The 21,971-nt window shown below is 69.4% G+C and carries 19 protein-coding genes and 1 pseudogene; 8 read left to right on the plus strand and 12 right to left on the minus strand.

The window, feature by feature from the left end; genetic code table 11:
• Positions 1 to 90: 90 nt before the first annotated feature.
• Genes BSL84_RS29680 through BSL84_RS29690 form a run of 3 tightly spaced genes read right to left on the minus strand, consistent with a single transcriptional unit; the run spans position 91 to position 2,554 of the window.
• Positions 91 to 918, minus strand: coding sequence for a MerR family transcriptional regulator (locus BSL84_RS29680; RefSeq protein ID WP_234363552.1), 828 nt, complete (start codon positions 916 to 918; stop codon positions 91 to 93).
• A gap of 28 nt (positions 919 to 946) precedes the next feature.
• On the minus strand, positions 947 to 2,155 hold the full coding sequence (locus BSL84_RS29685) for a methyltransferase (RefSeq protein ID WP_075971548.1): 1,209 nt from the start codon (positions 2,153 to 2,155) through the stop codon (positions 947 to 949).
• 48 nt (positions 2,156 to 2,203) lie between these two features.
• Positions 2,204 to 2,554 (minus strand): tetratricopeptide repeat protein, encoded by a 351-nt coding sequence (locus tag BSL84_RS29690; protein ID WP_045321141.1) that lies wholly within the window; start codon positions 2,552 to 2,554, stop codon positions 2,204 to 2,206.
• Positions 2,555 to 2,659: 105 nt separating this feature from the next.
• On the opposite strand from BSL84_RS29690, the gene BSL84_RS29695 reads away from it, so the two are divergent.
• The gene (locus BSL84_RS29695) at positions 2,660 to 3,625 is read left to right on the plus strand and encodes a pirin family protein (RefSeq protein WP_075971549.1); all 966 of its coding nucleotides are present in this window, start codon (positions 2,660 to 2,662) and stop codon (positions 3,623 to 3,625) included.
• 589 nt (positions 3,626 to 4,214) lie between these two features.
• Here the strand turns inward: BSL84_RS29695 and BSL84_RS29700 are convergent.
• Genes BSL84_RS29700 through BSL84_RS29720 form a run of 5 tightly spaced genes read right to left on the minus strand, consistent with a single transcriptional unit; the run spans position 4,215 to position 9,177 of the window.
• Complete coding sequence (locus BSL84_RS29700; RefSeq protein ID WP_075971550.1) at positions 4,215 to 6,185, minus strand: DUF3732 domain-containing protein; 1,971 nt, start codon at positions 6,183 to 6,185, stop codon at positions 4,215 to 4,217.
• Positions 6,182 to 6,673: a three component ABC system middle component gene (locus BSL84_RS29705; protein ID WP_075971551.1), complete on the minus strand. Its 492-nt coding sequence runs from the start codon at positions 6,671 to 6,673 to the stop codon at positions 6,182 to 6,184. The genes BSL84_RS29700 and BSL84_RS29705 overlap by 4 nt, the downstream gene beginning before the upstream one ends.
• Entirely contained in the window at positions 6,670 to 7,881 is a 1,212-nt protein-coding gene (locus tag BSL84_RS29710) for an ABC-three component system protein (protein ID WP_075971552.1), read from the minus strand. The genes BSL84_RS29705 and BSL84_RS29710 overlap by 4 nt, the downstream gene beginning before the upstream one ends.
• A 52-nt stretch (positions 7,882 to 7,933) precedes the next feature.
• Positions 7,934 to 8,545, minus strand: coding sequence for an aminotransferase class V-fold PLP-dependent enzyme (locus BSL84_RS29715; protein WP_079273342.1), 612 nt, complete (start codon positions 8,543 to 8,545; stop codon positions 7,934 to 7,936).
• A complete protein-coding gene (locus BSL84_RS29720; protein ID WP_075971554.1) occupies positions 8,500 to 9,177 on the minus strand; it encodes an ArsR/SmtB family transcription factor in 678 nt (225 codons plus the stop codon). The genes BSL84_RS29715 and BSL84_RS29720 overlap by 46 nt, the downstream gene beginning before the upstream one ends.
• Positions 9,178 to 9,269: 92 nt before the next feature.
• Here BSL84_RS29720 and BSL84_RS29725 point away from each other — a divergent pair, with 92 nt between their 5' ends.
• From BSL84_RS29725 to BSL84_RS37525, 3 genes are all read left to right on the plus strand, one after another.
• Positions 9,270 to 10,649 (plus strand): MBL fold metallo-hydrolase, encoded by a 1,380-nt coding sequence (locus BSL84_RS29725; protein WP_075971555.1) that lies wholly within the window; start codon positions 9,270 to 9,272, stop codon positions 10,647 to 10,649.
• On the plus strand, positions 10,646 to 11,929 hold the full coding sequence (locus tag BSL84_RS29730; RefSeq protein WP_079273343.1) for an MFS transporter: 1,284 nt from the start codon (positions 10,646 to 10,648) through the stop codon (positions 11,927 to 11,929). Before BSL84_RS29725 ends, BSL84_RS29730 begins: the two co-directional genes overlap by 4 nt.
• A 222-nt stretch (positions 11,930 to 12,151) precedes the next feature.
• Positions 12,152 to 12,280, plus strand: coding sequence for a hypothetical protein (locus BSL84_RS37525; protein ID WP_267894054.1), 129 nt, complete (start codon positions 12,152 to 12,154; stop codon positions 12,278 to 12,280).
• Between the two features lie 313 nt (positions 12,281 to 12,593).
• Here BSL84_RS37525 and BSL84_RS29740 read toward each other — a convergent pair whose 3' ends face one another.
• Together BSL84_RS29740 and BSL84_RS34990 are read right to left on the minus strand one after the other, a co-directional pair.
• The gene (locus tag BSL84_RS29740; protein ID WP_159393582.1) at positions 12,594 to 13,151 is read right to left on the minus strand and encodes a hypothetical protein; all 558 of its coding nucleotides are present in this window, start codon (positions 13,149 to 13,151) and stop codon (positions 12,594 to 12,596) included.
• 7 nt (positions 13,152 to 13,158) lie between these two features.
• Positions 13,159 to 16,041, minus strand: a complete 2,883-nt coding sequence (locus tag BSL84_RS34990; protein ID WP_075971558.1) for a DNRLRE domain-containing protein — start codon at positions 16,039 to 16,041, stop codon at positions 13,159 to 13,161.
• A 257-nt stretch (positions 16,042 to 16,298) separates the two neighbouring features.
• Here BSL84_RS34990 and BSL84_RS29750 point away from each other — a divergent pair, with 257 nt between their 5' ends.
• The 3 genes from BSL84_RS29750 to BSL84_RS29760 all read left to right on the plus strand — a co-directional run bounded on the left by BSL84_RS29750 (position 16,299) and on the right by BSL84_RS29760 (position 18,133).
• Entirely contained in the window at positions 16,299 to 16,727 is a 429-nt protein-coding gene (locus BSL84_RS29750) for a DM13 domain-containing protein (RefSeq protein WP_075971559.1), read from the plus strand.
• A 234-nt stretch (positions 16,728 to 16,961) separates the two neighbouring features.
• Complete coding sequence (locus tag BSL84_RS29755; RefSeq protein ID WP_079273504.1) at positions 16,962 to 17,849, plus strand: slipin family protein; 888 nt, start codon at positions 16,962 to 16,964, stop codon at positions 17,847 to 17,849.
• Between the two features lie 104 nt (positions 17,850 to 17,953).
• On the plus strand, positions 17,954 to 18,133 hold the full coding sequence (locus BSL84_RS29760; protein WP_075971560.1) for a hypothetical protein: 180 nt from the start codon (positions 17,954 to 17,956) through the stop codon (positions 18,131 to 18,133).
• Between the two features lie 816 nt (positions 18,134 to 18,949).
• On the opposite strand, the gene BSL84_RS29770 is transcribed toward BSL84_RS29760, so the two are convergent.
• Both BSL84_RS29770 and BSL84_RS29775 read right to left on the minus strand, forming a co-directional pair.
• Positions 18,950 to 20,791 (minus strand): glycoside hydrolase family 15 protein, encoded by a 1,842-nt coding sequence (locus BSL84_RS29770; protein ID WP_075971562.1) that lies wholly within the window; start codon positions 20,789 to 20,791, stop codon positions 18,950 to 18,952.
• Positions 20,788 to 21,027 carry a hypothetical protein gene (locus BSL84_RS29775; RefSeq protein ID WP_075971563.1) on the minus strand — a complete coding sequence of 80 codons (240 nt, stop codon included), beginning with the start codon at positions 21,025 to 21,027 and terminating at the stop codon, positions 20,788 to 20,790. Before BSL84_RS29775 ends, BSL84_RS29770 begins: the two co-directional genes overlap by 4 nt.
• Positions 21,028 to 21,277: 250 nt before the next feature.
• Here BSL84_RS29775 and BSL84_RS29780 point away from each other — a divergent pair.
• Positions 21,278 to 21,643: pseudogene (locus BSL84_RS29780) on the plus strand (L-threonylcarbamoyladenylate synthase); the annotation flags it as partial.
• Positions 21,644 to 21,971: the final 328 nt, after the last annotated feature.

A 21,971-nucleotide genomic window follows, 5' to 3' on the forward strand; every position in this document is an offset into this window, starting at 1 on the left:
CGGCTGTGCACCGTTGTTACCGACGAGTTGAATGTAAGAGTGCCAATGGTGGTTGGCAAGGTTGTGCGAGTGCACCTTTTGAGCCGACTCCTACTGCTCCGTACGCAGCAGTTCGGCGACCTCCGCATCCACCCTCCGGGCCATCGCCCGCGCGAACTCCGTGGCCACGACCTCGCCGGCCACCGGCCGCAGGGCCTTCACCGCCGCCGTGACGTGCTGGAGCTGGGTGGCCGAAAGCGGCTCCAGCCCCTCGACGCCGATCACGTGCCGCCGGAACAGTCCGACGAACCGGTCCGCGAGCGCGGCCGCCTGTGCCTGGACGAACTCCCCGGCGTCCAGGATCTCCGCGAGCGGCACCCCCTGCCGCACCAGTGCCAGCGTGGCCTCCAGCAGCCGCCGGCTCGGATAGGTGACCAGGTCGCCGTCGACCGTGACGTAGCCGAGCGCCGCCGCCCGCCGGGTGTCCGCGGCGGTGGCCGTCGGGCCGAACAGCTCGCGCAGCGCGGCCCGGGTCAGCGTCACCGGCTCCTCCTGCACCCAGTCGCGGGTCATCTCCCGCTCCAGGCCCAGCAGTTGGGACAGGCCTCCGCCGTCCTCCCAGGCGCTGAGCAGCTCAGCGATGCCGTTGACCGTGTAGCCGCGCCCCAACAGGTCGCTGATCAGGCGCAGCCGGGTCAGGTGGTCGTCGGAGTACCAGGCGATCCGGCCCTCCCGGCGCGGCGGCGGGAGCAGCCCGCGCTCCTGGTAGTAGCGCAGGTTGCGCACCTTGACGCCGGCCGCCCGGGCCACGTCCTCCCGGCGGTAGCGCCCGCCCACGCCCGCCCCGCCCACGCCCGCCCCGTCACCGCCCGCCGCGCCACGGCTCGCCCCGTCCACGCCCGCCCTGTCACCGCTCGCGTCCCCCACCTGGCTGCCCACGCGGCAGAGTGTAGGACGTACCGGCAGGTCACATAGGGCGTGCGGAACGCGGACGGTCCTCCTTGACCGCCCGCAGGACCACGAACCTCGGCTCGCTCGCGACGACTTCGCTGTTGCCGAAGAGCCGGCGCAGGTGCGTGTGGTAGCCCATGTGCCGGTTGGCGACGACCCACAGCTCACCGCGCGGCCGCAGCACCTTGCGCGACTGGGCGAACATGCGCAGCGCCGTCGCGTCCGTCGTGGCCTGGTGGGAGTGGAAGGGCGGGTTGCACAGGATCAGGTCCACCGAGCCCGGGTCGAGCATGGCGACGCCGTCACCCACGAGGAAGTCGGCCCGCTCGCGCTCGCGGTGCACGTTGGCGCGGAACGTGGCCTTCGCCGAGGCGACGGCCTGGTAGGACTCGTCGGTGAACACGACCTCGGCCCGCGGGTCCGCGACGGCTACGGCGGTGCCGACGATGCCGTTGCCGCAGCCCAGGTCCACGACCCGGGCGCCGTCCGTGTTCGTCGGGATGCTCTGCAGGAAGAAGCGGGTGCCGATGTCGAGCCGGTCCGCGCAGAAGATGCCGGCGTGGTTGACGGCGGTCAGTCCGGCGCCCGACCCCGCGTCCTGGTCCAGCTTGTACGTCACCGGCCACGGGTCCTCGCCCCGCGCGGCCGTTGCGGCGCCGCCGGGCGTGCAGAAGATCAGCCGGGCCTTCTTCTCGGCGAGCGAGGTCCTGGTCGGCCCGAGGATCTTCTCGAAGAGGTTCAGCGTGGAGGTGTGGATCTCCTTGACCATGCCCGTGCCGACGACGACGGTGCCCGCGTGCACGTGCGGCGCCAGCCGGTACAGCTGGTCCTCCAGCAGCGCCAGGCTCTTGGGTACCCGCACGAGGAGTACGTCGATCCGCTCGGGCGGTGGGTCCTGCGTGGTCAGCAGCCGCACCGTGGACTTGGCGGTGCCGATCCCGGCCCGGTCCAGGTTGGCCGCGGTACCGGCCCGCGACAGGTACGAATCGGTGATCTGCGTCGGGCGGAACGCGGCCAGTGCCGTCGTCAGCGCCCCCCAGCGGTCACCGAGGATGGTGATCTGCCCGGCGCCGGCCAGGTCCACCGGACCGCGTTCTCCCGTACCGGAGTCGAGGTGGCGCAGCAGGTACTCGTCGGCGGCGTCCCAGGCCCGGAGCCGGTCGCGCGGGTCCTCGGGGAAGCGGGTGAGCTCGTAGGAGCCGAAAGGCGTGGTCAGACGGTTCATCGTGCCCCCAGGCTAACCGAGTCGGCCGCCCGGCCCCGCACGCGCGCGCTACTCGGGGAACTCGCCGGCCATCGCGGCGGCCATCCGCAGGTACGGGCGGGCCTCTCCGGGCCGCCCCAGCCGCTCCAGCGTGCGGCCGAGCATCAGCTGGGCGTAGTCCTCCACCGGCCACCGCTCCAGCACGGCGCGCAGCTCGCGCTCGGCACGCGAGAGCTGCGCCGAGTGGTAGTACGCGCGGGCCAGCAGCAGGCGCGGAGCCAGCTGCTCGGGCGCCTCGCCCGCCAGCGGCTCCAGGATGCGGGCGGCCGTCGTGTACTCGCGCGCGTCGAAGAACAACTGGGCGCGCGCCCAGCGCTCGGCCGCCGTCCCGTGCCCGAAATACCCCGTCGGCGCGTTCATCGCGTCCCTTCTGCCGTTCAGGTGGTTCGTCCGCAGCCTCCAACACGTCCGGCCGCCGGAACATTCCACTCACCGCGGCCACCCCCTCGGGGCTACGTTGTGCGCATGAGCAATCTCGATCGTCAGCCCGCTCTCTCCGCCTGCGGCGGCCGCGGTTTCGTCGTGGCCGAGCCGGTGCGCGAGCTCCTCAGCCCGCGCACGGTCAAGCTCGGGGAGTCCACCGAGGTACGCCGACTCCTGCCGAACCTGGGCCGCCGCATGGTGGGCGCCTGGTGCTTCGTGGACCACTACGGCCCGGACGACATCGCCGACGAGCCCGGCATGCAGGTCGCACCGCACCCGCACGCGGGGCTCCAGACGGTGAGCTGGCTCCACGAGGGCGAGGTGCTGCACCGCGACAGCGTCGGCAGCCTGGAGACGATCCGCCCGCGCGAGCTGGGCCTGATGACCTCCGGCCGCGGCATCAGCCACTCGGAGGAGAGCCCGCGCCCGCACGCCCGCTTCCTGCACGGGGCCCAGCTGTGGGTCGCCCTGCCCGACGCCCACCGCAACGTGGACCCGCACTTCCAGCACCACGCGGACCTGCCGCAGGTGACGGCCCCGGGCCTGACGGCGACGGTCATCCTCGGCACCCTGGACACGGCGACCTCACCCGGCACGGCGTACACCCCGATCGTCGGCGCGGACCTGGCCCTGGCGGCGGGCACGCAGACCCGCCTCCCGCTCGACCCGGACTTCGAGTACGCCGTCCTGTCGATGTCGGGCGAAGCCCACGTCGACGGCGTCCCGGTCCTCCCGGGCTCGATGCTCTACCTCGGCTGCGGCCGCACGGAACTCCCCCTGCGCGCAACCTCGGACGCGGGCCTGATGCTCCTGGGCGGCGAGCCGTTCGAGGAGGAGATCGTGATGTTCTGGAACTGGATCGGACGGTCCCAAGAGGATATCGCACAGGCCCGGGAGGACTGGATGAACGGCAGCCGTTTCGGCGAGGTGAAGGGCTACGACGGCGATCCGATTCCTGCCCCGGAACTCCCCCCAACTCGCCTGAAGCCTAGGGGAAGGGTGCGCTGAGCTGCGCTGATGTCATCACGGTGGAGCCGAGCGTAGTGACTGCCGTTTGGTTCCGCTTCCAGAGGTCTGTCAGAGGTCGACACGGTCTCTGGAGTAGCTTCTGGATCTTGAGGTCGAGTCTCATATGGATCAGGCTGTGGTCAGGTCTAGTCGAACGAATGCTGACCCTTTGCTGACTCTACTGACGAGTAGTTAGATTCCCGTAGGATCGCTAAGGCGGGCCTCCCAGGAGTAGCACGTCGCGCCGAGGGGCCCAGTTCTGGACCCTTCGGCTGTCGCGGACAGCGCCAGGTGAACTCTCTTGCGAGGATGCAGCGCGCTTTCATGCTGGTGCGGCGGCCAGCGCATGGCGTTGTGGGCAGCCAACAAAGCGGTGGGTGCTCGGCCGTACCAACGGCCTCCCTGACCGGGACCCCGGCAGACGCCTACCCGTTCGTCCACGGCGGGCGCTGATTAGGAGCGGTTGCGCACGGCTCTTGTGGTGGAGGCGTTGCCCGGAGCGTCGTAGGACTCGCTTTCCGTGTCCTGCTTGCTTGGGGCGGCTTGCATCGTGCCGGAGCTGGCCCTTGCCGAACCATGTGGAGATGGTTCAGCTGGTTACGTCCTCGTTGATCTCATCTGTGATCCAGTCATGTGGAACCAGGGCGTCGCCGTTACTGCGCCTCCAGCGGGCTTGAACGGCGCTGCGGAAGGGCTCCTCGTCGAGGTCGGCGTGTTCCATGACGATTACCTGGAACTCGCCTTGCAAGGCTTCGATGGTGCGCTGGATTGTCTTGTACAGGTTCAGTAGCGCGGCCCGGTCAGTCACAGGGGTGCCGTCGTTGGCGTCTTCGGGGTAATACACCTGGGACGGCTGATCGAGGATGAGGAAGCGAGGGACGGGGCTGCCCTGTTCGCAGAACCATTCGTGCAGGCTGAGCATGGTCGCCACGTGATACCCCATCGCGTTTTCCCCACCTCCGATCTCGGGCAGGCGAAGCGGCCCGCGCGTGGTGTCAGCCACGACCGTCAGTGCCCGCGGATCCAGCCGGATCGGGGATTCGCGATGCTCCAGGTCAAGTCTGATCGCCTTGTCCTTGATCTTTGCGCTGACCAGGGAGGTGGAGCTGCTCAGCCGGTCGTCTTGGACAGCTGTGCCGAGCTGCTCCTCCAGTTCCGTGATCTTCACGACGATGTCCTCGCGTCGGTCGATCACCTGGGGGCCCTGCTCATGGCGGGCGACCGTCTCCAAGAAGAGGCTGATGCGGCCTTGCACCACGGCAGCACGCCGCAGGGGGTCATTCTGGCCAGCCGTGAATCGCTGGCCTGCGGTCAGGGTGTCAATCTCCTCCTGATTACGGGCCAGAGAGGCGCGTAGTTCCTGCAGCGTGTTCTGTTCCGCGGCGATCAGCGCCGCGATGTCGGGGGTGCTGCTACCGATGGTTGTCATCTCGGAGTCCAGCCGGGCTAGGTCCTGCTGGATGAGGTCGAAGATTTGACCGGGCTGGGGTGTCGAGCTGCCGCACATAGGGCACTGCCCGCCCTGTTCCTCCTCGGTAGTCCGGGGATCTGGGAGGAGGCCGAGGGTGGCTAGGCGAGCATGCTGCTCGGTGGCCTGGCCGAGGAACTCGTCGTTCTCCTGGGCGATCCGCTTGAGGTTGGAGATGCGTGCTCGGGCGCGGCCGTGGGCTTGGCGAAGCCCCCTGCGGTGCTCAGTCAGAGCCGTCAGAGGGTCCTCGGACCCTGAAGGGCTCGCGTCGGGAACCGCGTTGACTGCTGCCCGGCGCAGTCCCATGAGCACCTGTGTGGCCGTCAGCAGGGCGTGGCCTCCCGGCAACGGGGCAAGTAAGCCTGCTTCTATGGCCTCAGTGAGCAAGGCGCGGGCTTGGCCAGAAGCCGGGCCCATGGTGCGGGCGGCGGCAAGTGCATTCTCCATGTCGGCCAGCTGCCGGCGTAGGAGCCGCAGATTGTGTTCGCGCAGCGCTCGCTCGGGGTCTACAGCACCCAGAAAGTACGGCAACATCGCCCTGATTGCCGCCCGGTGGAAGTCTTCGCTCTGCCCGTGGAAGAGCAGGTCCGGATTGGCCACCTCGTTTTGCTTCTGAAGGCAAAAGAACAGGGCGTGCCGGACGGAGGGCGGGATGGGCTTGGCGCTGCGCACCGCCGGGATTCTCAGCGTGTGGTCGATGCCTGCGAAGTCCGAGAGAAGGGCTTTGGAGATATCGAGCGGGGTCGCGAATGTAAGTTCGGGTGGAGGCGGGGGTTCTGCACCATAGGCCTGGGAGATGACACACATCGTGGTCGGGGCGCCTGCTTTGGCTGGGGGCGCCGGCCGGGCAACGAAGAGCTGTTGATCGCCCTTGACGAGAGTGATGGCGAAGACTCGTACGAAATTACGCAGTGTGGCGCCCTGGATGCCGTAGTCGTCGCTGGCTAGGCAGTAGTCGATGATGTTGAGCAGGGCGCTCTTCCCGCGTCGTGAGTCCCCGGTGATGATGTTCATCTGTCCGGCCTTGAACAGCACGGTGCGGATCCGTCCGTCTGCGCTGTAGATCGAGATGGCGCTGACCTGGAAAGTCACGGCCGAACTCCTAGCAGGGTCATCACAGTACTCATGCTTCCTGTGCTGGGTAGCCACCGACCCAGCATGTGCGCTGCCTGCTGGATGGCGATGACTTCTTCGGTCCGCCCGGTGACGACCCTCTTCAGCCGACCGGTTGGAAGGAACAGGAGCCCCTGATCGGTGCAGCGCACCAGCGCGGTTTGCAGGGCCATCAGTAGACCGGGGCGGACGACGGCAGCCAGCGCGGTGGCGTTCTGCGTCATATTCACCTTGACGGCCCTGTTCTCTTCCAGCCAGCGGTTCAGCCCGGTGCCGGTCGTCCTGGGTAGCCGGTCACGTATCGCCGGCTGCAGAGCCATGACGGCACTGAGTACGGCAATAGGAATAGGGCAGGGCTGGCTGTACTGAACCTCGTGCCCTTGTACTGCCCGGGCAGTGAGCACGGCCGTGAAAGCTGGGTTGTACAGCGCCCGCTCTTCACGGCTGAGGTTGGCGAACTTGCTCATTTCGAGGCGGCCTCCACGGGCTCCAGCACCGCCATCAGTCTGGCTCCGAAGTCGACGTGCCAGCCCACCCGGTAGTCGTCTGCCAGCATGTGAAATGAGCCTTTCGATACGAACGGCTCGTCACAGTCCGGGCGGATGCGCCTCTGCGCCTCACTCATCGCCCACCGGTAAATCTTTCTCGCTGCAGCCACCTTCTCGGTCTCTGCTGTCTCAGCACCGAGCTCGTCCTGCATCTCCTCGAAGAGTTCTTCCCACTCTTCGACGAGCCGGCGCTCGTAGCGGCTGATCTCGCCTGGCAGCAGGAGGTTCTCGTCGGACCAGCGAGAGCGCTGAGTGAAGGCTCTCATGTAGTCTCGGACGGCCCTGCTGATGCGCGAGCTACTGATGTCGATCAGAAGCAGCTGACCAACAAAGGCATGGTCGGTGTACTTCGAGAGGTTCGGTTCAAGGGTGGCGATGTCCTCGTCGATCGGCAGGTTCTCCGGTCGGAACTGATTGCGTTGGTCGGTGAACATCTGGTCGAACTCGCTGCCACTGATCGCGTCCATGTCCTGGGCCCGTAGCTGGCGGATGGTGCGCTGGAAGAACCAGCCTTCCAGCCGGCTCAGGAATGGGCGCGCGTACTGGTGGCCGACGGCCGTGACGGCCCGTTCCAGCAGCAGATCTTCAACCGCGTCCACATTGGGAGCCTTGCCGAACACTTGGATGCGGCCGACCATGCGTTGCCGTTGGCTGTCCGTCAGCTTGTCGAACGCCTCGAAGGCCTTCTTCAAGTCCTTGTTCGTCGAAGTCTCTCGCGCTGCTGCCAGCGCGGCGAGGGCACTGTCCTCGTTCCGGCAGCCAGAAGCCATGGGCTGCAGCATGTTGCCGACCGAGCCGCTGGGCAGCTCGGCAGTGGTAAGCAGAACCAGATCCGTCTCATCAAGGTCCAGTCGGTCACCGGTGATGGCGTGAGCCCAGATCCGCAGGGTCTTCCATAGGTCTGTGCTGGCATCTGTGAGGCTGACCCCCGGCGCCCTGTGCTTGAGTTGGTAGTAGACCGTGCCCGAGTTCGAGACCTCTTCTATGTCGTCCCCGGCCTCGATTGCTACCGACCACTCAAGCCCCCGTCCGTGATGACCGACGCAGAGGTGCAGAGCTTGGCGCAGCTGATACACGTAGCCGATAGCCGAGGCGGACGCCTCGAACGGGTCCACCTTCTCCGCCATGATTCCCCCTGGTGTACCCAAGCTCACCGAACGTGACACCGATCTTGGCACGCTAAGCCCACCCAGGACAGCCCCAGCAGCGCATTCCCGAATCTGAGCCGGAGGTGCGGCTCAGCTGACAAGATCCGATGCTGCGCGAGCCGCTTCCCGGGCCCGGGACTGAATGGTGCGGAGCTACCTGGAAGTCTCGGCGTGGGGACGGGCGTGCTATCCGCAGCCAGCGAGGCCCAGGGGACGGTTGGTGACAGTGCTCTCGATGACGGCGCACTTGGATTGCTCCATACGTACTGGCTGTCGGCATGTGCGGGCGCGGCCGGCCCGAGGCCAGGACCGCGCCGCGGATCGCGAGTAGATCCGCCTCGGAACCGGAGCTGGTGAACACCGTCCCGTCAGCGTCGGCCCCGATCGGCGCGGCAACCTGAGCGCGGGCCTTGGCGAGTGCCTGCTGGGGTTCGGTGCCGTACGGGTGGCTGCTGGAGGGGTTGCCGAAGAAACCGGTCAGGTGCGGCAGCATCGCCTCGGCCACCCGCGGGTCGACCGGGGTGATGGCGTTGTAGTCGAGGTAGACCGGCCCGCCGACGAGCGCGGGATGCGGCGGCAGGTCGCCGGGGAGAGTGTTCACGCCCTCGCCCCGACGTGCACCGGCATGTTGGCCAGGCGCCACTCCAGCATGCCGTCATTCAGCCGGATCGCCCGCCGCCCCTGGTCGGTCAGTAGCCGAACGGCGTCGTAAGCGAGCGCGCAGTACTCGCCGCGGCAGTACACGACGACCTCGGTTTCCTCGGACAGCTCGACGATGCGGTCGGACAGCTCGGCGGCGGGGATGCAGAGCGCGCCGGGGATGTGTCCGGCGAGGTACTCCTCCACCGGCCGTACGTCGAGCACCACCACGTTTCCGGCCTCGACGCGGGCCAGCAGTTCTTCGTGGGTGACCTCGGCGGCGCCGTCGATGCCCAGGTAGGCGTTCCGGGCGGCGGGGACGGCGGCCTGATGGCGGTCGGCGACCTTGCGCAGCAGGGCGAAGAGCTGGGCGACGTCGTCTCCGGCGAGCCGGTAGTGGATCCGTACGCCTTCACGGCGGGTGGCGACGAAACCGGCCTGTTTGAGCGTCTGCAGATGCGCCGATGCGGTGGTCAGGTTCAGCCCGGCGGCCTTCGCGAGCGCATCCACGGTGCGCTCGCCCTGGGCCAGCAGATCGAGCAGCTCCAAACGCTTCCCACTGGCCAGCGCCTTGCCGCTGGCCGCGAACGCGTCATACAGCGCGGCCTTGCTGCCGCTCTTGGTAACGTCCCGCATTGCTTCCTCCAAATATCTATGGATTACTGTAACTGAAGCCGGGCGGCGGTGACGCTCCTCTGCCCGGCGCGCGCTCCGGGAAGGACACCGTGATGGGTTTCGCCGACGATCACCTGAGCCCGCTGATCGACGAAGGGCTGGGCAACAGCGCGTACCTCATCGACCTGGGCGCCGGCCGCGCTCTCGCCGTCGACGCGAGCCGTGATCTGCGCGCCCTGCACACTGCGGCGGAGCGGCGCGGTCTGACGGTGGCCTACGCGGCCGATACTCACCTGCACGCCGACTTCCTCTCCGGCGCCGTCCAGCTCGGCCACGACCAGGGCGCGACGATACTGGCCTCTGCCGCGGGTAGGCGGGCCTTCGGCCACCGGGGCCTGGCCGACGGCGACGAGGTCGACCTCGGGGGTCTGACCCTGCGCGCGCTCGCCACCCCCGGGCACACCGATGAGCACCTGTCCTTCCTGCTGCTCGACGGCGACCGGGAGCTCGGAGTCTTCACGGGCGGCTCGCTGATCGTGAACTCCGCCGCCCGTACCGACCTCCTCGGCACCGACCGCACCGAGGAACTCGCCCGCGCCCAGTACTGGTCCCTCCGTCGGCTGACCGAGCTGCCCGACAGCACCGCGGTATGGCCCACGCACGGTGCCGGATCCTTCTGCTCCGCTCCTCCCGGGACCGCACGCACCTCCACGATCGGCGTGCAGAAGCAGGCGAACCCGCTGCTGGCCGCGCCCGACGAGGACACCTTCGTCGCCCAGCTGATCGAGAGTCTCGGCAGCTACCCCGCCTACTTCGACCGGCTCGGCGAGCTCAACCGGCGCGGCCCGGCGGTGCTGACGGCGGACCCCGCGCTGCCCGCCCTGTCCGCGCGGCAGGTCCGGGCGCTGATAGCCGACGGCGGCCACGTCGTCGACGTCCGCCCGGCAGCCGACTACGCCGCCGGTCACGTCCCCGGCTCCCTGTCGATCCCGCTGCGCGGCCAGTTCGCCACCTGGCTCGGCTGGCTCCTGCCCGACACCGCGCCGCTCGCCTTCGTCACGGGCGAGGCCCAGGACCTGGGCGAGCTCGTCTGGCAGGCGTACAAGATCGGGTACGAGCGCCTCGCCGGCCGCCTCGCTGGCGGGACCAGCGCCTGGGCCGCTGCTGGCCATAAGCTGGCCACCACGTCCTTCGTCACCGCCGACCGGACGAATAACCGCCCCTATGTCGACGTGCGGCAGGAATCGGAATTCGCCGCCGGTCACGTTCCCGGCGCGCTCAACATCGAACTCGGCGGCCTCACCCGCATGGCCGCGGACGCTCCAGAGGGCGCGGTCATCGCTTGCGGGCACGGCGAGCGCGCCATGACCGCCGCCAGCCTCCTCGAACGCGCCGGTCACACCGGTGTCGCCGTGCTCGACGGTGGACCGGCCGACTACGCCGCCGCCCATGGCGAGCAGCTCGTCCAGGGCACGGAGGACACGCACTCGTGAAGACCGCCCCCAACTCGACGGTGCCGACGAACGCCTCCAGCCGTCCGGTACGCCTCGGCCTGCGCGAGAACCGGCTCCAGTTCACCCTGCTGGTCATCGTCAACATCTGCGTCGGCGGCCTGGTCGGCCTGGAACGCACCACCGTCCCGCTCATCGGCTCCGAGACCTTCGGCCTCACCAGCGACCTGGCGATCTTCTCTTTCATCATCGCCTTCGGTCTCACCAAGGCCCTCACCAACCTCGCCGCCGGGGCCCTGACCGCCCGCTTCCGCCGCAAGCAACTCCTCGTCGCGGGCTGGCTGATCGGAATCCCCGTCCCCTTCGCCCTCGCCTACGCGCCGTCGTGGGGCTGGATCGTCGCGGCCAACGTCCTGCTCGGCCTGAACCAGGGTCTGACCTGGTCGATGACCGTCAACATGAAGATCGACCTCGTCGGCCCGTCACGCCGCGGACTCGCCACCGGCCTGAACGAGGCCGCCGGCTACACCGCCGTCGGCGTCACCGCACTGCTCACCGGCTACCTCGCGACCAGCTACGGCCTGCGCCCGGTCCCCGAGCTCATCGGCGTCGTCTTCGTCGTCGCGGGCCTCGCCCTGGCCCTCGTCGTCCGCGACACCGCTGCCCACGTCGCCCTCGAACTCGCCCACCACACCAGGCCCCTGCCCACCGACGAGGACACCGGCCTGAAGGCCACCTTCACCCGCACCTCCTGGCGCAACCGCTCCCTGCGCGGCGCCAGCCAGGCCGGACTGATCAACAACCTCAACGACGGACTCACCTGGGGCGTCTTCCCCCTGCTCTTCACCGACCACGGCCTCGGGCTCGCCGCTGTCGGCCTGATCAAGGGCCTCTACCCGATCCTGTGGGGGCTCGGGCAGATCCCCACCGGCCACCTCGCCGACCGCATCGGCCGCAAACCCCTGATCGTCTACGGGATGCTCGTCCAGGCCGGCGGCTTCGTCCTCGCCCTAGCCCTGCTGGACAACCCGCTTCTCGCAGGCGTCCTCTCCGCCGTCGCACTCGGCTTGGGCACGGCCATGGTCTACCCGGCCCTCATCGCGTCCATCTCGGACCACGCTCACCCGGCCTGGCGAGCCAACGCCCTTGGCACATACAGGTTCTGGCGCGACATCGGCTACGCCGCCGGCGCCCTCGTCGCCGGCGTCCTCGCCGACACCCTCGGCCTCAACGCCACCGTCGTCGCCGCCGCAGTCCTCACCGCCGCCTCCGGCTTGCTCGCCGCCCGCTGGATCACCGAGCACCGGCCCGAACCCCGCTGAACGGCTCTCGGACGTCGCCGGCCGCTCTAAGAAGCCTGTGTCAGTGAGGAGTGGTCAGACTCTGCGAGCCACAGCGGTGATCGCCGCCGCCACGGTTGTCCGCAGCTGCTGGGCGTCCGCGCCGGCACGGGAGCACAACGGCAGCGGCAGCTCGCCGGGGGAGTCGACCCGGATTCCGCAGCCGACATCCTGGCCCTCCTGGCAAACGGCGCGAATCTGCGCGTGATCCGCTCGCTGCAGCGGCACCGCGACGACATCACCGCCCGCGGCGCCCACCTGGTGGCCGTCTCCCCGCAGATCCCCGACGAGTCCCTCACATTCGCAGAGACGAGCTGGCGTTCGACGTGTTGAGCGACCTTGGCTGCGACACCCCACGCAGTACGGCCTCGCCTTCGACTTGCCCGAGGACCTGGGGCCGTGTACGAGGGCTTGGCATCGACCTCCACCGGTCCAACGCGGGCCATGCGCGCACCCGGCCTTCGTCGACACCGACTGCACCACTCGCGCCGAATCGGCCGGCGTCCTCGCGCAGCCCTGGACGCACTCGCCTGAGCGGGCCTGGTGCCGCCCCCTTGCCGACCGGCACCAGGTCGGTCCGTAGCCGGCGAACAGGTCGAGGGCCCCACCGATCGCGGTGGGGCCCTCGCTCATGTCTGGGCCCAGGTCAGGCGCGGCGTACGGTGAACGCGCACCAGGCGGTCCACTCGGACCCGGTTTTTCCGTCCTTGACGCGCACGCGCCAGCGGTAGTCGCCGTTGCTGAGCTTGCCGTCGGGCACCTGGTAGGCGGCGTCGTGGCTGGTGTCGCTGGTCAGCTGCTTGCGCAGGACTTGAGTGCCGTCGGCCGTGGCCACCTCGAAGGCGACCTTCCGGCGAGGGCCGGCCGAGCCGGGCGTCTCGACGGTGCCGGGCGGGGCCACCGACTCCAGGGTCGCGGCGAGCGTGGGGGAGCCGCTGGTGACCACCGGCTCGGCGGCCGCGCCGCAGAACTGGAACCCGGCGTAAGGGCCGCCGGATATCCGTGGCGCTGCCGGGGTCTGCAGCAGCAGGTCGGGCTTGTCCTTCAGGGCCTGGGCGGCCGCGCCGTTCGACGATCCGGCGAGGGCGATCGGCGCCGCCGCGCCGGCCAGGGCCAGGGCCGCGGCGACCGCGAGGGCCGCCCGGCCGGGCCGGCCCCGGAAGGGCTTGTTCCACACGCGCATGGCTGTGTCTCTCTTCCTCATGGGGGCGCTACTTGACGTAGAGGGTGTGGCCGGGCTCGGGCGGGGCGATCTGGGTGCACTGGTACGAGGCCCAGCGGTGCTCGGCGACCAGGCGCTTGCCCTGGGCCTCGCAGCCGCCGAGGTTGTTCAGGTCGTCGTACTTGACCCAGTCGGCCGCCGTGTTGGCCTTGAGCCTGTTCGCGGTGACGTATCCGGCGGCCTGGCCGCCGGCCGCGACGCCGTCGGTCCCGTCCCACCGGTAGTGCACGCCGAGCCAGACCCGTCCGACCGCGTTCTCCGTGGCCGCGGCCGAGAAGCTGGTGAACGTACGGGTCACGCCGAGTGCGTTGGGGTCCTCGGTGGTCGCGGTCCATGTCATCTGGTCGGTGTGGAACCAGTCCTGCATGACCCTGGCCCAGGCACCGGCGAAGGTGGCGTGACCGGAAATGTAGGCGGGGAACGGAGGGCTGAAGTGCTTGCCGTTGCGGTCCTGGGACAGCGGCTGCCAGCTCGTGTCGCCGACGGTGTTCGGATTGCCGTCGCCCTCCACCCGGATCGCGCTCTCCGGCCGCCACAGGTCGATATCGGTCTGGTACTTGGCGTCCCAGGCAGTCACCGCCGCGTCGGCCATGGCGAACGCTGTGAGCGCGAACAGCTTCGCGTTGCCGGCGACCGTCAGGCCCTGCTGGCGGGAGAGGATCTGGGTGTGCTCGAAGAGCTGGCCCGGCGGCTTGTACGTTCCGTCGAGGTCATTGGCCCAGAACAGTGCGGCCTGGGTCTGATCGGCCGTCCGGGCGGTGGAGTCGGCGCGGCCCAGGCTCTTGACGTCGTTGAACTGGTCCGTGTACGGCTGGCTCTTGAGCAGAGTGTCCATGATTGTCTGGCCGGCCGGTCCGGCCGGGCGGAACTGGGAACCCGCGGTCATGCCGAACGGCTTGACCGTGCCCCACTGAGGAGTAGCGCCGTTGACGGGAGCCCCTGACGGGTCGGTGCTCGTCGGACGCCAGTTGCCGGCGACCGTGCTGCCCGTGTACGGCGCGACAGGCGCCGAGCCGTCGCTCTGGCGGGCGGCGATCATCGCGGTGGCAGACTTCTGGCCCACCTCGGTGCCCGCCGCGCGCTGCTCGGCGGTGACGGCCGGAGGGATCGTGGAGCGCGCGTTCTCCAGCGCGGTGTCGAAGCCGAACTTGGGGTCCGGGTAGACGGACTTCAGGACCTCGTAGGCCGCGTGGTCGATGGCGCTGTTCACGTCCGGCAGCGCGCCGTTGGAGGCGGTCGCCTTGGTGAGGTAAGGGGCGCCGAGGCACTTGGTGGCGCCTTCGGCGCAGCGGGCGGAGTTGGCCGCGTCGTAGATCGCGCCGTGCATCATGGCGCCGGCCCGGGCCAGCGGGCCGGGGGCTCCGCCGGCCGTCTTGTACGTGGCCTGCAGCACGTCGTTCCAGTAGACGACGTGGTCCTTTACCGGGTCGGCCGGGGTCTCGTACGTCACCAGGATCGACGGCGGGTTGGCGGGCGCGTCGCCCGAGGCGAAGATCTTGAACGACTTGTAGTCGGTCTCGTCCGTCGCCCGCAGGCCGACCGTGTCCACGTCGCGCGTGATCTGGGACCACTGCTTGACGAGCGGGGTGATGTCCTCCGACAGCCAGCGCGGGCCGCAGTCACCGTGTCCGTAGGTCTGAGTGGAGGAGGTGACCTTCGAGCGCCAGGCGGGCTGGGTGGACCAGCGGGTGGCGGCGTCGGCCGTCCCGGTGTCCCAGATCTCCCAGGAGCGGGGCTCGCAGGAGTCGGACCACACCGAGTACAGGTTCAGCTCGGCGTTGAGCACGTCCTGGCCGGTGACCGACCCGTTGCGCGGGAAGTTGACGAAGGAGCGCGCCTCGGTCTTCTGCCAGGCCCGGCCGACCTCGAGCCCGATGTTAGCGGAGTTGTCCCCGGTGTCGCCGTTGCGGACGAAGGTGTCGAAGTTCTGGCCGAAGTACACCGCCGGGTCGATGGTGACGGGGTACTTGGTGGCGGGATCGGCAAGGAAGCCCTTGTCCGCCGTGACCTTGAGATCGAAGCCGGACGCCTTCTGTACGACGTCCAGCCCGACCGCGGCCCGGTTGCTCTCCGCCCGCCCGCGCTGGTCGCGCGAGGCGTCCCACATGTAGGCGCTCGGCAGCTTCCCGACCGCCTGGCCGGTCCTGCTGTCCGTGAGGGCCACGGTACGGTCGCTCTGCAGGGCGGCCTTGATGCCCGTGGCCTTCACCGGGAGGGTGAAGGTGGCGGCGGGCTCTGCCGCCGCCCGGTCCTTGACGACCAGGTACTGCTCGAAACCGGTCCGGGTTGCCTCGACGACCAGGTCGGTGGCGGGCAGGACGTCCATGTACGTGGCCTTGGGGCCTTCGAGCACCGGCTCGGACAGGGCGCCCGGCCAGCCCAGGGTCACGGCGTGCTCGCCCTGGCCCAGGGTGACGAGGTCGCCGCCCGCGGCGCCGTTCCGGCCGGCGAGCTTCAGCCCGCGTGGGTGCGCCTTGGCCCGGACCGTACCGTCGGCCGCCTTCACCAGCGAGACGTCGATGTCGACCCAACGGCCGTTCTCGCGGTACCGGACGGGACCGGCGTGGGATTCGACCGCCATGGTGCCGTCGGGGTTGGCCCACAGGGTGGTGTTCTCGGTCCGCGCGCCGGTGACCTCGATTCGGCGGCCCTGAGCCTGTGCGGGCCGGGCCAGGGCTGCTTCCCGGTCCTGGCCGGCCTGGGCAGCCGGGGCGCCGACTGCGGCCGATGCAGGGGGTGTTGCGGCCGCCGGGCCGGCGAGGCCAGCGGTGAGACCCGCTCCGGAGAGCAGGAGTAGGGAGAGGGGGACGGCCAGACGGTTGCCCCGGACGGGCCCCCGCGCCCGTCCGAGCGCTCTGGTTGATCTGCGCACGCTGTCAACTCCTGAGAACAGAGATGGTTGTACAGACGTGCGAATCGTCATCGGAGTTGATCACGAAGGCCATGACGTTTTCGGCACGAGTTCCGCTCCAAGACGGCTGAAACCCGCCGAGTGTCCGCTGTCCGGAAACGGAACCCCGAAGGCGGCCGCGGATGTAGCTGGCCGCCCCGGCGGCCCCCGGCGCCCATGCCTTCGGCCCCGGGCATAGGCTCGGCCCCCGCCTCTTCCGCACGGACACGCCGCAGACAGTGGCCCAGGGCTCCTTCATCAGTCACGAGCACCCCACCACCGGCGCCGCGAAGATCGTCGCCTCGCCGACGGCTCGCACACCCTCCGCTTGGAGGGCCTGGACGCCAGCAACGGCCCGGACCTGCGTGTCTGGTATACCGATGCCCCGGGTGAAGCCGGGCGAGGAGGGCTGGGACGTCTCCGCCAACGGCCATAACGTCAGCCTGGGCAAGCTCAAGGGCAACAGGGGTGACCAGAACTACGAGATCCCGGCCGACATGAAGCCTTCCGACTACACCAGCGTCTCCATCTGGTGCGGCCGCTTCGACGTCCCCTTCGGCACGGCGCAGCTCGCCGCCTCCTGCGCCGGCCGGGCGCTCTCCGTCACGGACAGCCAACTAGCGGATGCTCGACGTGTCTCCTCTCGGCTCGTGGCGGAAGCGTGGTGAGGGCCACGATGCGGCAGCGACCAGGAAGACCAACCCGCAACGGCTGCCCTCGCGGTCGCGAGCGCCACCCTCACCCGGGTCAGGAGCGCTGGACGCCCGTCGGCCTCCCGGTTCTTCTGCCGGCGCTGTGTCCGGGGACGTCGCCCGCCGGGTGGCCCCCTGAATGTCTACCGCTCGCCCTGTGTGGGAAGAATGCCAAGAAGAAGTAAAATTTCCCGATTGTTGGTGATCGCCATGCTGCAGGGACTGCTGATGCTGGTGGGTATCGGCGCGGTGCTGTATTTGGCGGCCGCAGCCCGGGTGATCAGGCAGTACGAACGCGGGGTCGTGCTGCGCTTCGGCCGCTTGATGGGTTCGATCCGCGGGCCGGGGTTCACCATGGTCGTTCCCGTGGTCGACCGGTTGCGCAAGGTGAACATGCAGATCATCACCATGCCAGTGCCAGCGCAGGACGGCATCACCCGGGACAACGTCACCGTGCGTGTGGACGCGGTGATCTACTTCAAGGTCGTCGACCCGGTGGACGCGATCATCCGGGTGGAGGACTACCGCTTCGCCGTCTCCCAGATGGCGCAAACCTCGTTGCGCTCGATCCTGGGCAAGAGCGACCTCGATGAGCTCCTGTCCAACCGGGAGAAGCTCAACCAGGGCCTGGAGCTGATGATGGACAGTCCGGCCGTTGAATGGGGCGTGAACATCGACCGGGTGGAGATCAAGGACGTTTCCCTGCCCGAGGGTATGAAGCGCTCCATGGCCCGGCAGGCCGAGGCGGACCGCGAGCGGCGCTCCAGGCTGATCAACGCAGACGCCGAGCTCCAGGCGTCCAGGAAGCTCGCCCAGGCTGCAGCGGTCATGTCCGAACAGCCCGCCGCGCTCCAGCTGCGGCTTTTGCAGACCGTCGTCGCCGTGGCCGCCGAGAAGAACTCGACCCTGGTACTGCCCTTCCCCGTCGAACTGCTGCGGTTCCTCGAACGAGCCGGGGACCATCGCCAGGATCAGGCCCCGCAGCAGGCCCAGCGGACGGCGGCGCAGATATCGGAGGGCCCGTCGGGCGGTGAGTCTTCGTTCCCAGCACAGCCCTCCCCCGTGGGGGCGTCTGAGGTGGTAGGGCGGAGAAGCTGAGGGGCCGACGTTGCCGTAAGCGGGACCGCCCCGTGCGAGCATGCACCTGGCCTGTTCTGCATGGGGCCAACCTCGCGGCTGCTGCCCGCCACCTGTCAGGAGACATGATGTCGCGCCCATCCCCGATCGGCCCGGCCGCACCGCTGCTGGCCTTCGGTGTCGTGGTGAGCGGGGCCGGCCTTGCGATGTACCTGGATTCGAGGCGGGATTCGCTGCAGACGCCGATGGCGGTGCTGGCCATTGCCGCGCTGCTCGCCTTGTGGGTCGCCGCGCGGCAACGCTGACCGAGCCCGCTACCCGGGGTCGTTGTTTATCCCTCCCGTGACTCGTAGCGCTCCTGCCCGCCTGACAGCAGAGAACCGGTCGGCGGGCAGACAGCAGCCGGAGAGAAGGCGGTGGGCGAAGCGCTGCGATCGGCGGTGGCTAGGAGTCGCGCTCCGTACTGTCGAGCGGTTGCTGATGCCTGACCGCCGAAGCCTTCCGTGGTCGGGGCATGGCAGGCTGGCCCTCGGCCGGTGACGGGTATGCAGGGGGCGAAGGTTGAGCGACGAGCAGCGGACGACGGACGAGTATCTGGAGGGCAGCGCGGACCTCCTCCGTGAGGCCTGTGCCACCGGCCGCCGCTTACCCGCGCCGAGTTGGAGGCCCGACGCGACGCGGGCGAGCGGGCCGCCGAGGCCGGCATTGAACGCCTGATTCCGGAACGGCGCCGACGAACGGAAGCCCCATGATGCACGCGACAGCGCTGGGTATTACGACGGTTCTGCCGCCCCTGCCCGTGGTCGCGTTGACCTGTACGGTACGTGCGGCGTCCTGCTCCCTCCGGGCGGGCCCGATGGGGAGCGCGGGCTGATGCGTTTTCGCATCTGTCGTGCAGCCCTTTACCGCTGGGTCACGGCCGAACGGCGTCTCGGCCTCGTTCTCGTTGGTCGTCGGCCTTCCGATCACCTGCCTGGGAGCGGCAACGTACGTCCTGCTGGGTCGGGGCTTTTCCCTCTTGGTGATAGGCCTGAGCCTCTTCCTGACGGGAGTCGTGACGGCTTTGGCCGGCCAGGAGGGAGAGCGATAGGGGCCTGTATGGTCCCTGTGGCCTGCTCCGATCACGAGAACCAGGCATGGGTCGACAGGTCGGGGATGAGGCCGTGCGTCGTCCGGGCGAGCAGCACCGCCGACGATATGAGCCCAACATGACTGAGCCCTTGAGGAAAGTTCCCTAGGAACGACCCGTCACCGGGTGCGAGTTGTTCCGGGAGGAGGCCGAGTTCGTTCGTGTATGTGCACAGTCGGTCGAACAACTCCACGGCCTCCCCGACCCGGCCCTGTCCGACCAGGTTGTCCACCAGCCAGAAGGAGCACAGCAGGAAGGCACCTTCCGGTCCTCCCACCCCGTCCGGGGATTCCGTGGGCAGATAGCGGTAGAGGAGCCCGCCGCCCGCGTCCAACCGTTCGGCCACCGCCTGGCACGTCGCGACCATCTTCGGGTGGTCGGCGGGCAGGACCCGGCGCAGCGGCAGCGCGAGCAGAGAGGCGTCCAGCCCCCCGTTCGGGGCGAGGTGTTCGGTCAGGGCCCGCTGTGCCGGATCCCAGGCAGCCTCCAAGATGTGACGGGTGATGGCCTCGGCGTCGGCATCCCATCCGTCGGCGTCACCGGGCAGACCCAGACGGCGGGACAGCCGTGCTGCACGGTCCAGGGCCACCTGGCACATCGCGGCGGAATAGGTGAAGGGCCGCGGCGCTGACCGGACCTCCCAGATGCCGTGGTCGGGCCGGGCCCATGCGGTGCGAGCGGCCTCCGCGAGAGCGGTGAGCCGGTGCCAGAGTCCCGGGGCGAAGGTCCCGCCCGTCGCCGCCCATTGGAAGGCGCAGTCCAGGACTTCGCCGTAGACGTCGTGCTGCGTCTGGCGGGCGGCGTCGTTGCCCCAACGCACGGGCTTCGACCCGCGGTAGCCCGCCAGGTCCGGGTCGACGGCTTCCCTGGGTGCGGGACGCCCGTCGATGTCGTAGACGACGCGCGGACCCCCGGACGCGTCCACGGCGTCCAGCACCCATGTCAGGAAGCCGCCGGCCTCCATGGGCAGGCCGATCCTGCGCAGCGCGAAGACCGTGTACGCGGCGTCCCGGACCCAGGCGTACCGGTAGTCCCAATTGCGGTCGCCCCCGATCCGCTCCGGCAGGGAGGACGTGGCCGATGCCACGATGGCGCCGTTGGCGAAGTGGTCGAGGAGCTTGAGGGTGATGGCGGACCGGTGGACGAGCCGGCGCTGGGGCACGTCCTGGACGAGGTGGCCGGACCAGGTCCGCCACCGTCGCACGGTGTCGGCGAGCGGGTCGTCGTCCACCTTCCCCAGTGCACCGGCGGGCGGGCGCCACTGGAGTGCGATCCACAGGCGCTCTCCTTCCGAGAGGGGCACTCCGGGCCGGCGCGGCAGCGGGCGGGAACTCCGGAGCACGACATCCACGCCCTGCCGAGGGCATCGCATCCGCAGCTCCTCGGCGGACCCCGCGACGACGGCCCCGCCCCGCGGCTCGAAGCGAAGGGAGACATCCGGCCGGCCGTGCAGCACGCGCACCAGACGGATCAGGGTTCCCGTGCCGGCCGGGGCATCCTCTTCCAGTATCGCGCCGTGCTTCAGACGCATACCGTCCGTGATCTCCACGGTACCGTCGGCCGACCGGATCTCCGTGACCAGAACACCGGTGCCCGCCAGATAGCGCTGCCGACTGTGGGTGGCTCCCGCGACGGTCAGCCGGAAGTCCCCACCCCGGTCCCGGTCCAGCAACGGGCACACCAGCGGCGGCGAATCGAACCGCGGTACGCACAGGAAGGCGATCGACCCGTCACGGCCGACCAGGGCGCAGGTCGTTCCGTCGCCTATGAGTCCGTGATCCTCGATCGGTGTCGGCTGCTCGGCCTGTGGCAGCGGCCGCCATCCGGGGGTCATCGGCGTACGTTCCGCGCGGTACGCGGTGCCGAAGGGCGGCTGACAGGGGGCGGGGCATCGTAGAACCGGAGCCTCTTCAGCGGGAGCCTGGAGAGCAGGGGCGCGACGACATCGTCCTTGGTGATCACGTTCCGCGGCGGTAGGTCCATGGCGACCGTGAGCTGTGACCCGCGGATCATCCGGAACACCAGGAGGATGACGGCCGCGGAGAGGACGCCGATCAGCTGCGTGCGCATCGCTCCTCCCAGGATGTATAGCGCTGGCCCACTTTCACCTTCGCACTAGGCGACTACCCGGGACCCGACGGCGTAGACCCGGAGGAGGGCGAAGACGCGCACGGCACGGCCACCGGGTCCAACGCACCTGTCCAAAAAAGAGGATCAGAGCCCAGCGTAGGAAGGACCGGGTCCGTTCGTGCTCAGGGGCTTCGAAGAACCGCTGTGGCGGTCCGGGCTCCAGGACGCGGCCGTGGTCGCACGTCAGGACCCGGGCGGGTTGACCCTGGTCGCCCGTCACCAGTCCTCGCTGACCTGGGACCTGGGGGAGACCCACGGCACGGTCGCGGTTCGGATGCCGTCCCACCCGGTGGCTCTCGACCTGCTCACCGAGACCGGGCCGATGGCGGTCTCCAGCGCCAACCTGACCGGACTTCCGTCCCCGCAGGACTGCGATGCCGCTCAGGGCATGCTCGGCGACTCGGTCGCCGTCTACCTCGACGGCGAGCCCACCGAGGCCGCCGTCGCCTCCTCGATCGTGGACCTCACCGGCTCGGTCCCCATCCTCAAGCGCGCCGGCGCGACCAGCGCCGAGCGCCTGCGGAGGGTGGCACCCGGCCTCCAGGACGCTGGGTGACCTGGCCCGTCGGCGGCGGTGCAGGGCAGCACCGTCGATCCACCGGACCACCCGTTCGGCGGGCGTCGTGATTGCGGCATCTTTGTGGACGGAGTGGCGGTCCACGGTGAACAGGGCGTCGGCGACCGGGCGCCGGACGCTGCGCAGGTGCCCGGCGCGACCTGCCCTCCCCGGGGGAGGGAATTCGCCGCGCGCTGAGGCTCCAGCTGGAAGCGGCTCTCGCCCGGCGTCTGGGGATAGCCGGTGAGATAAGGGCACCCAGCCCCGGTCTTCCACATCCCCGCCGCTTTTGGCGGACCCCGCGAAGTGATCAGGTGTGCCTGGTCGT

The sequence above is a fragment of the Streptomyces sp. TN58 genome (assembly GCF_001941845.1).
Classification (GTDB): domain Bacteria; phylum Actinomycetota; class Actinomycetes; order Streptomycetales; family Streptomycetaceae; genus Streptomyces.

Bases quoted from the DNA above. Each gene is read 5' to 3' on its own strand.
- BSL84_RS29685 (WP_075971548.1), bottom strand. From the start codon at position 2,155: ATGAACCGTCTGACCACGCCTTTCGGCTCCTACGAGCTCACCCGCTTC.
- BSL84_RS29690 (WP_045321141.1), bottom strand. From the start codon at position 2,554: ATGAACGCGCCGACGGGGTATTTCGGGCACGGGACGGCGGCCGAGCGC.
- BSL84_RS29695 (WP_075971549.1), top strand. From the start codon at position 2,660: ATGAGCAATCTCGATCGTCAGCCCGCTCTCTCCGCCTGCGGCGGCCGC.
- BSL84_RS29705 (WP_075971551.1), bottom strand. From the start codon at position 6,673: ATGAGCAAGTTCGCCAACCTCAGCCGTGAAGAGCGGGCGCTGTACAAC.
- BSL84_RS29710 (WP_075971552.1), bottom strand. From the start codon at position 7,881: ATGGCGGAGAAGGTGGACCCGTTCGAGGCGTCCGCCTCGGCTATCGGC.
- BSL84_RS29720 (WP_075971554.1), bottom strand. From the start codon at position 9,177: ATGCGGGACGTTACCAAGAGCGGCAGCAAGGCCGCGCTGTATGACGCG.
- BSL84_RS29725 (WP_075971555.1), top strand. From the start codon at position 9,270: ATGGGTTTCGCCGACGATCACCTGAGCCCGCTGATCGACGAAGGGCTG.
- BSL84_RS29740 (WP_159393582.1), bottom strand. From the start codon at position 13,151: ATGAGGAAGAGAGACACAGCCATGCGCGTGTGGAACAAGCCCTTCCGG.
- BSL84_RS29755 (WP_079273504.1), top strand. From the start codon at position 16,962: ATGCTGCAGGGACTGCTGATGCTGGTGGGTATCGGCGCGGTGCTGTAT.
- BSL84_RS29760 (WP_075971560.1), top strand. From the start codon at position 17,954: ATGATGTCGCGCCCATCCCCGATCGGCCCGGCCGCACCGCTGCTGGCC.
- BSL84_RS29770 (WP_075971562.1), bottom strand. From the start codon at position 20,791: ATGACCCCCGGATGGCGGCCGCTGCCACAGGCCGAGCAGCCGACACCG.
- BSL84_RS29775 (WP_075971563.1), bottom strand. From the start codon at position 21,027: ATGCGCACGCAGCTGATCGGCGTCCTCTCCGCGGCCGTCATCCTCCTG.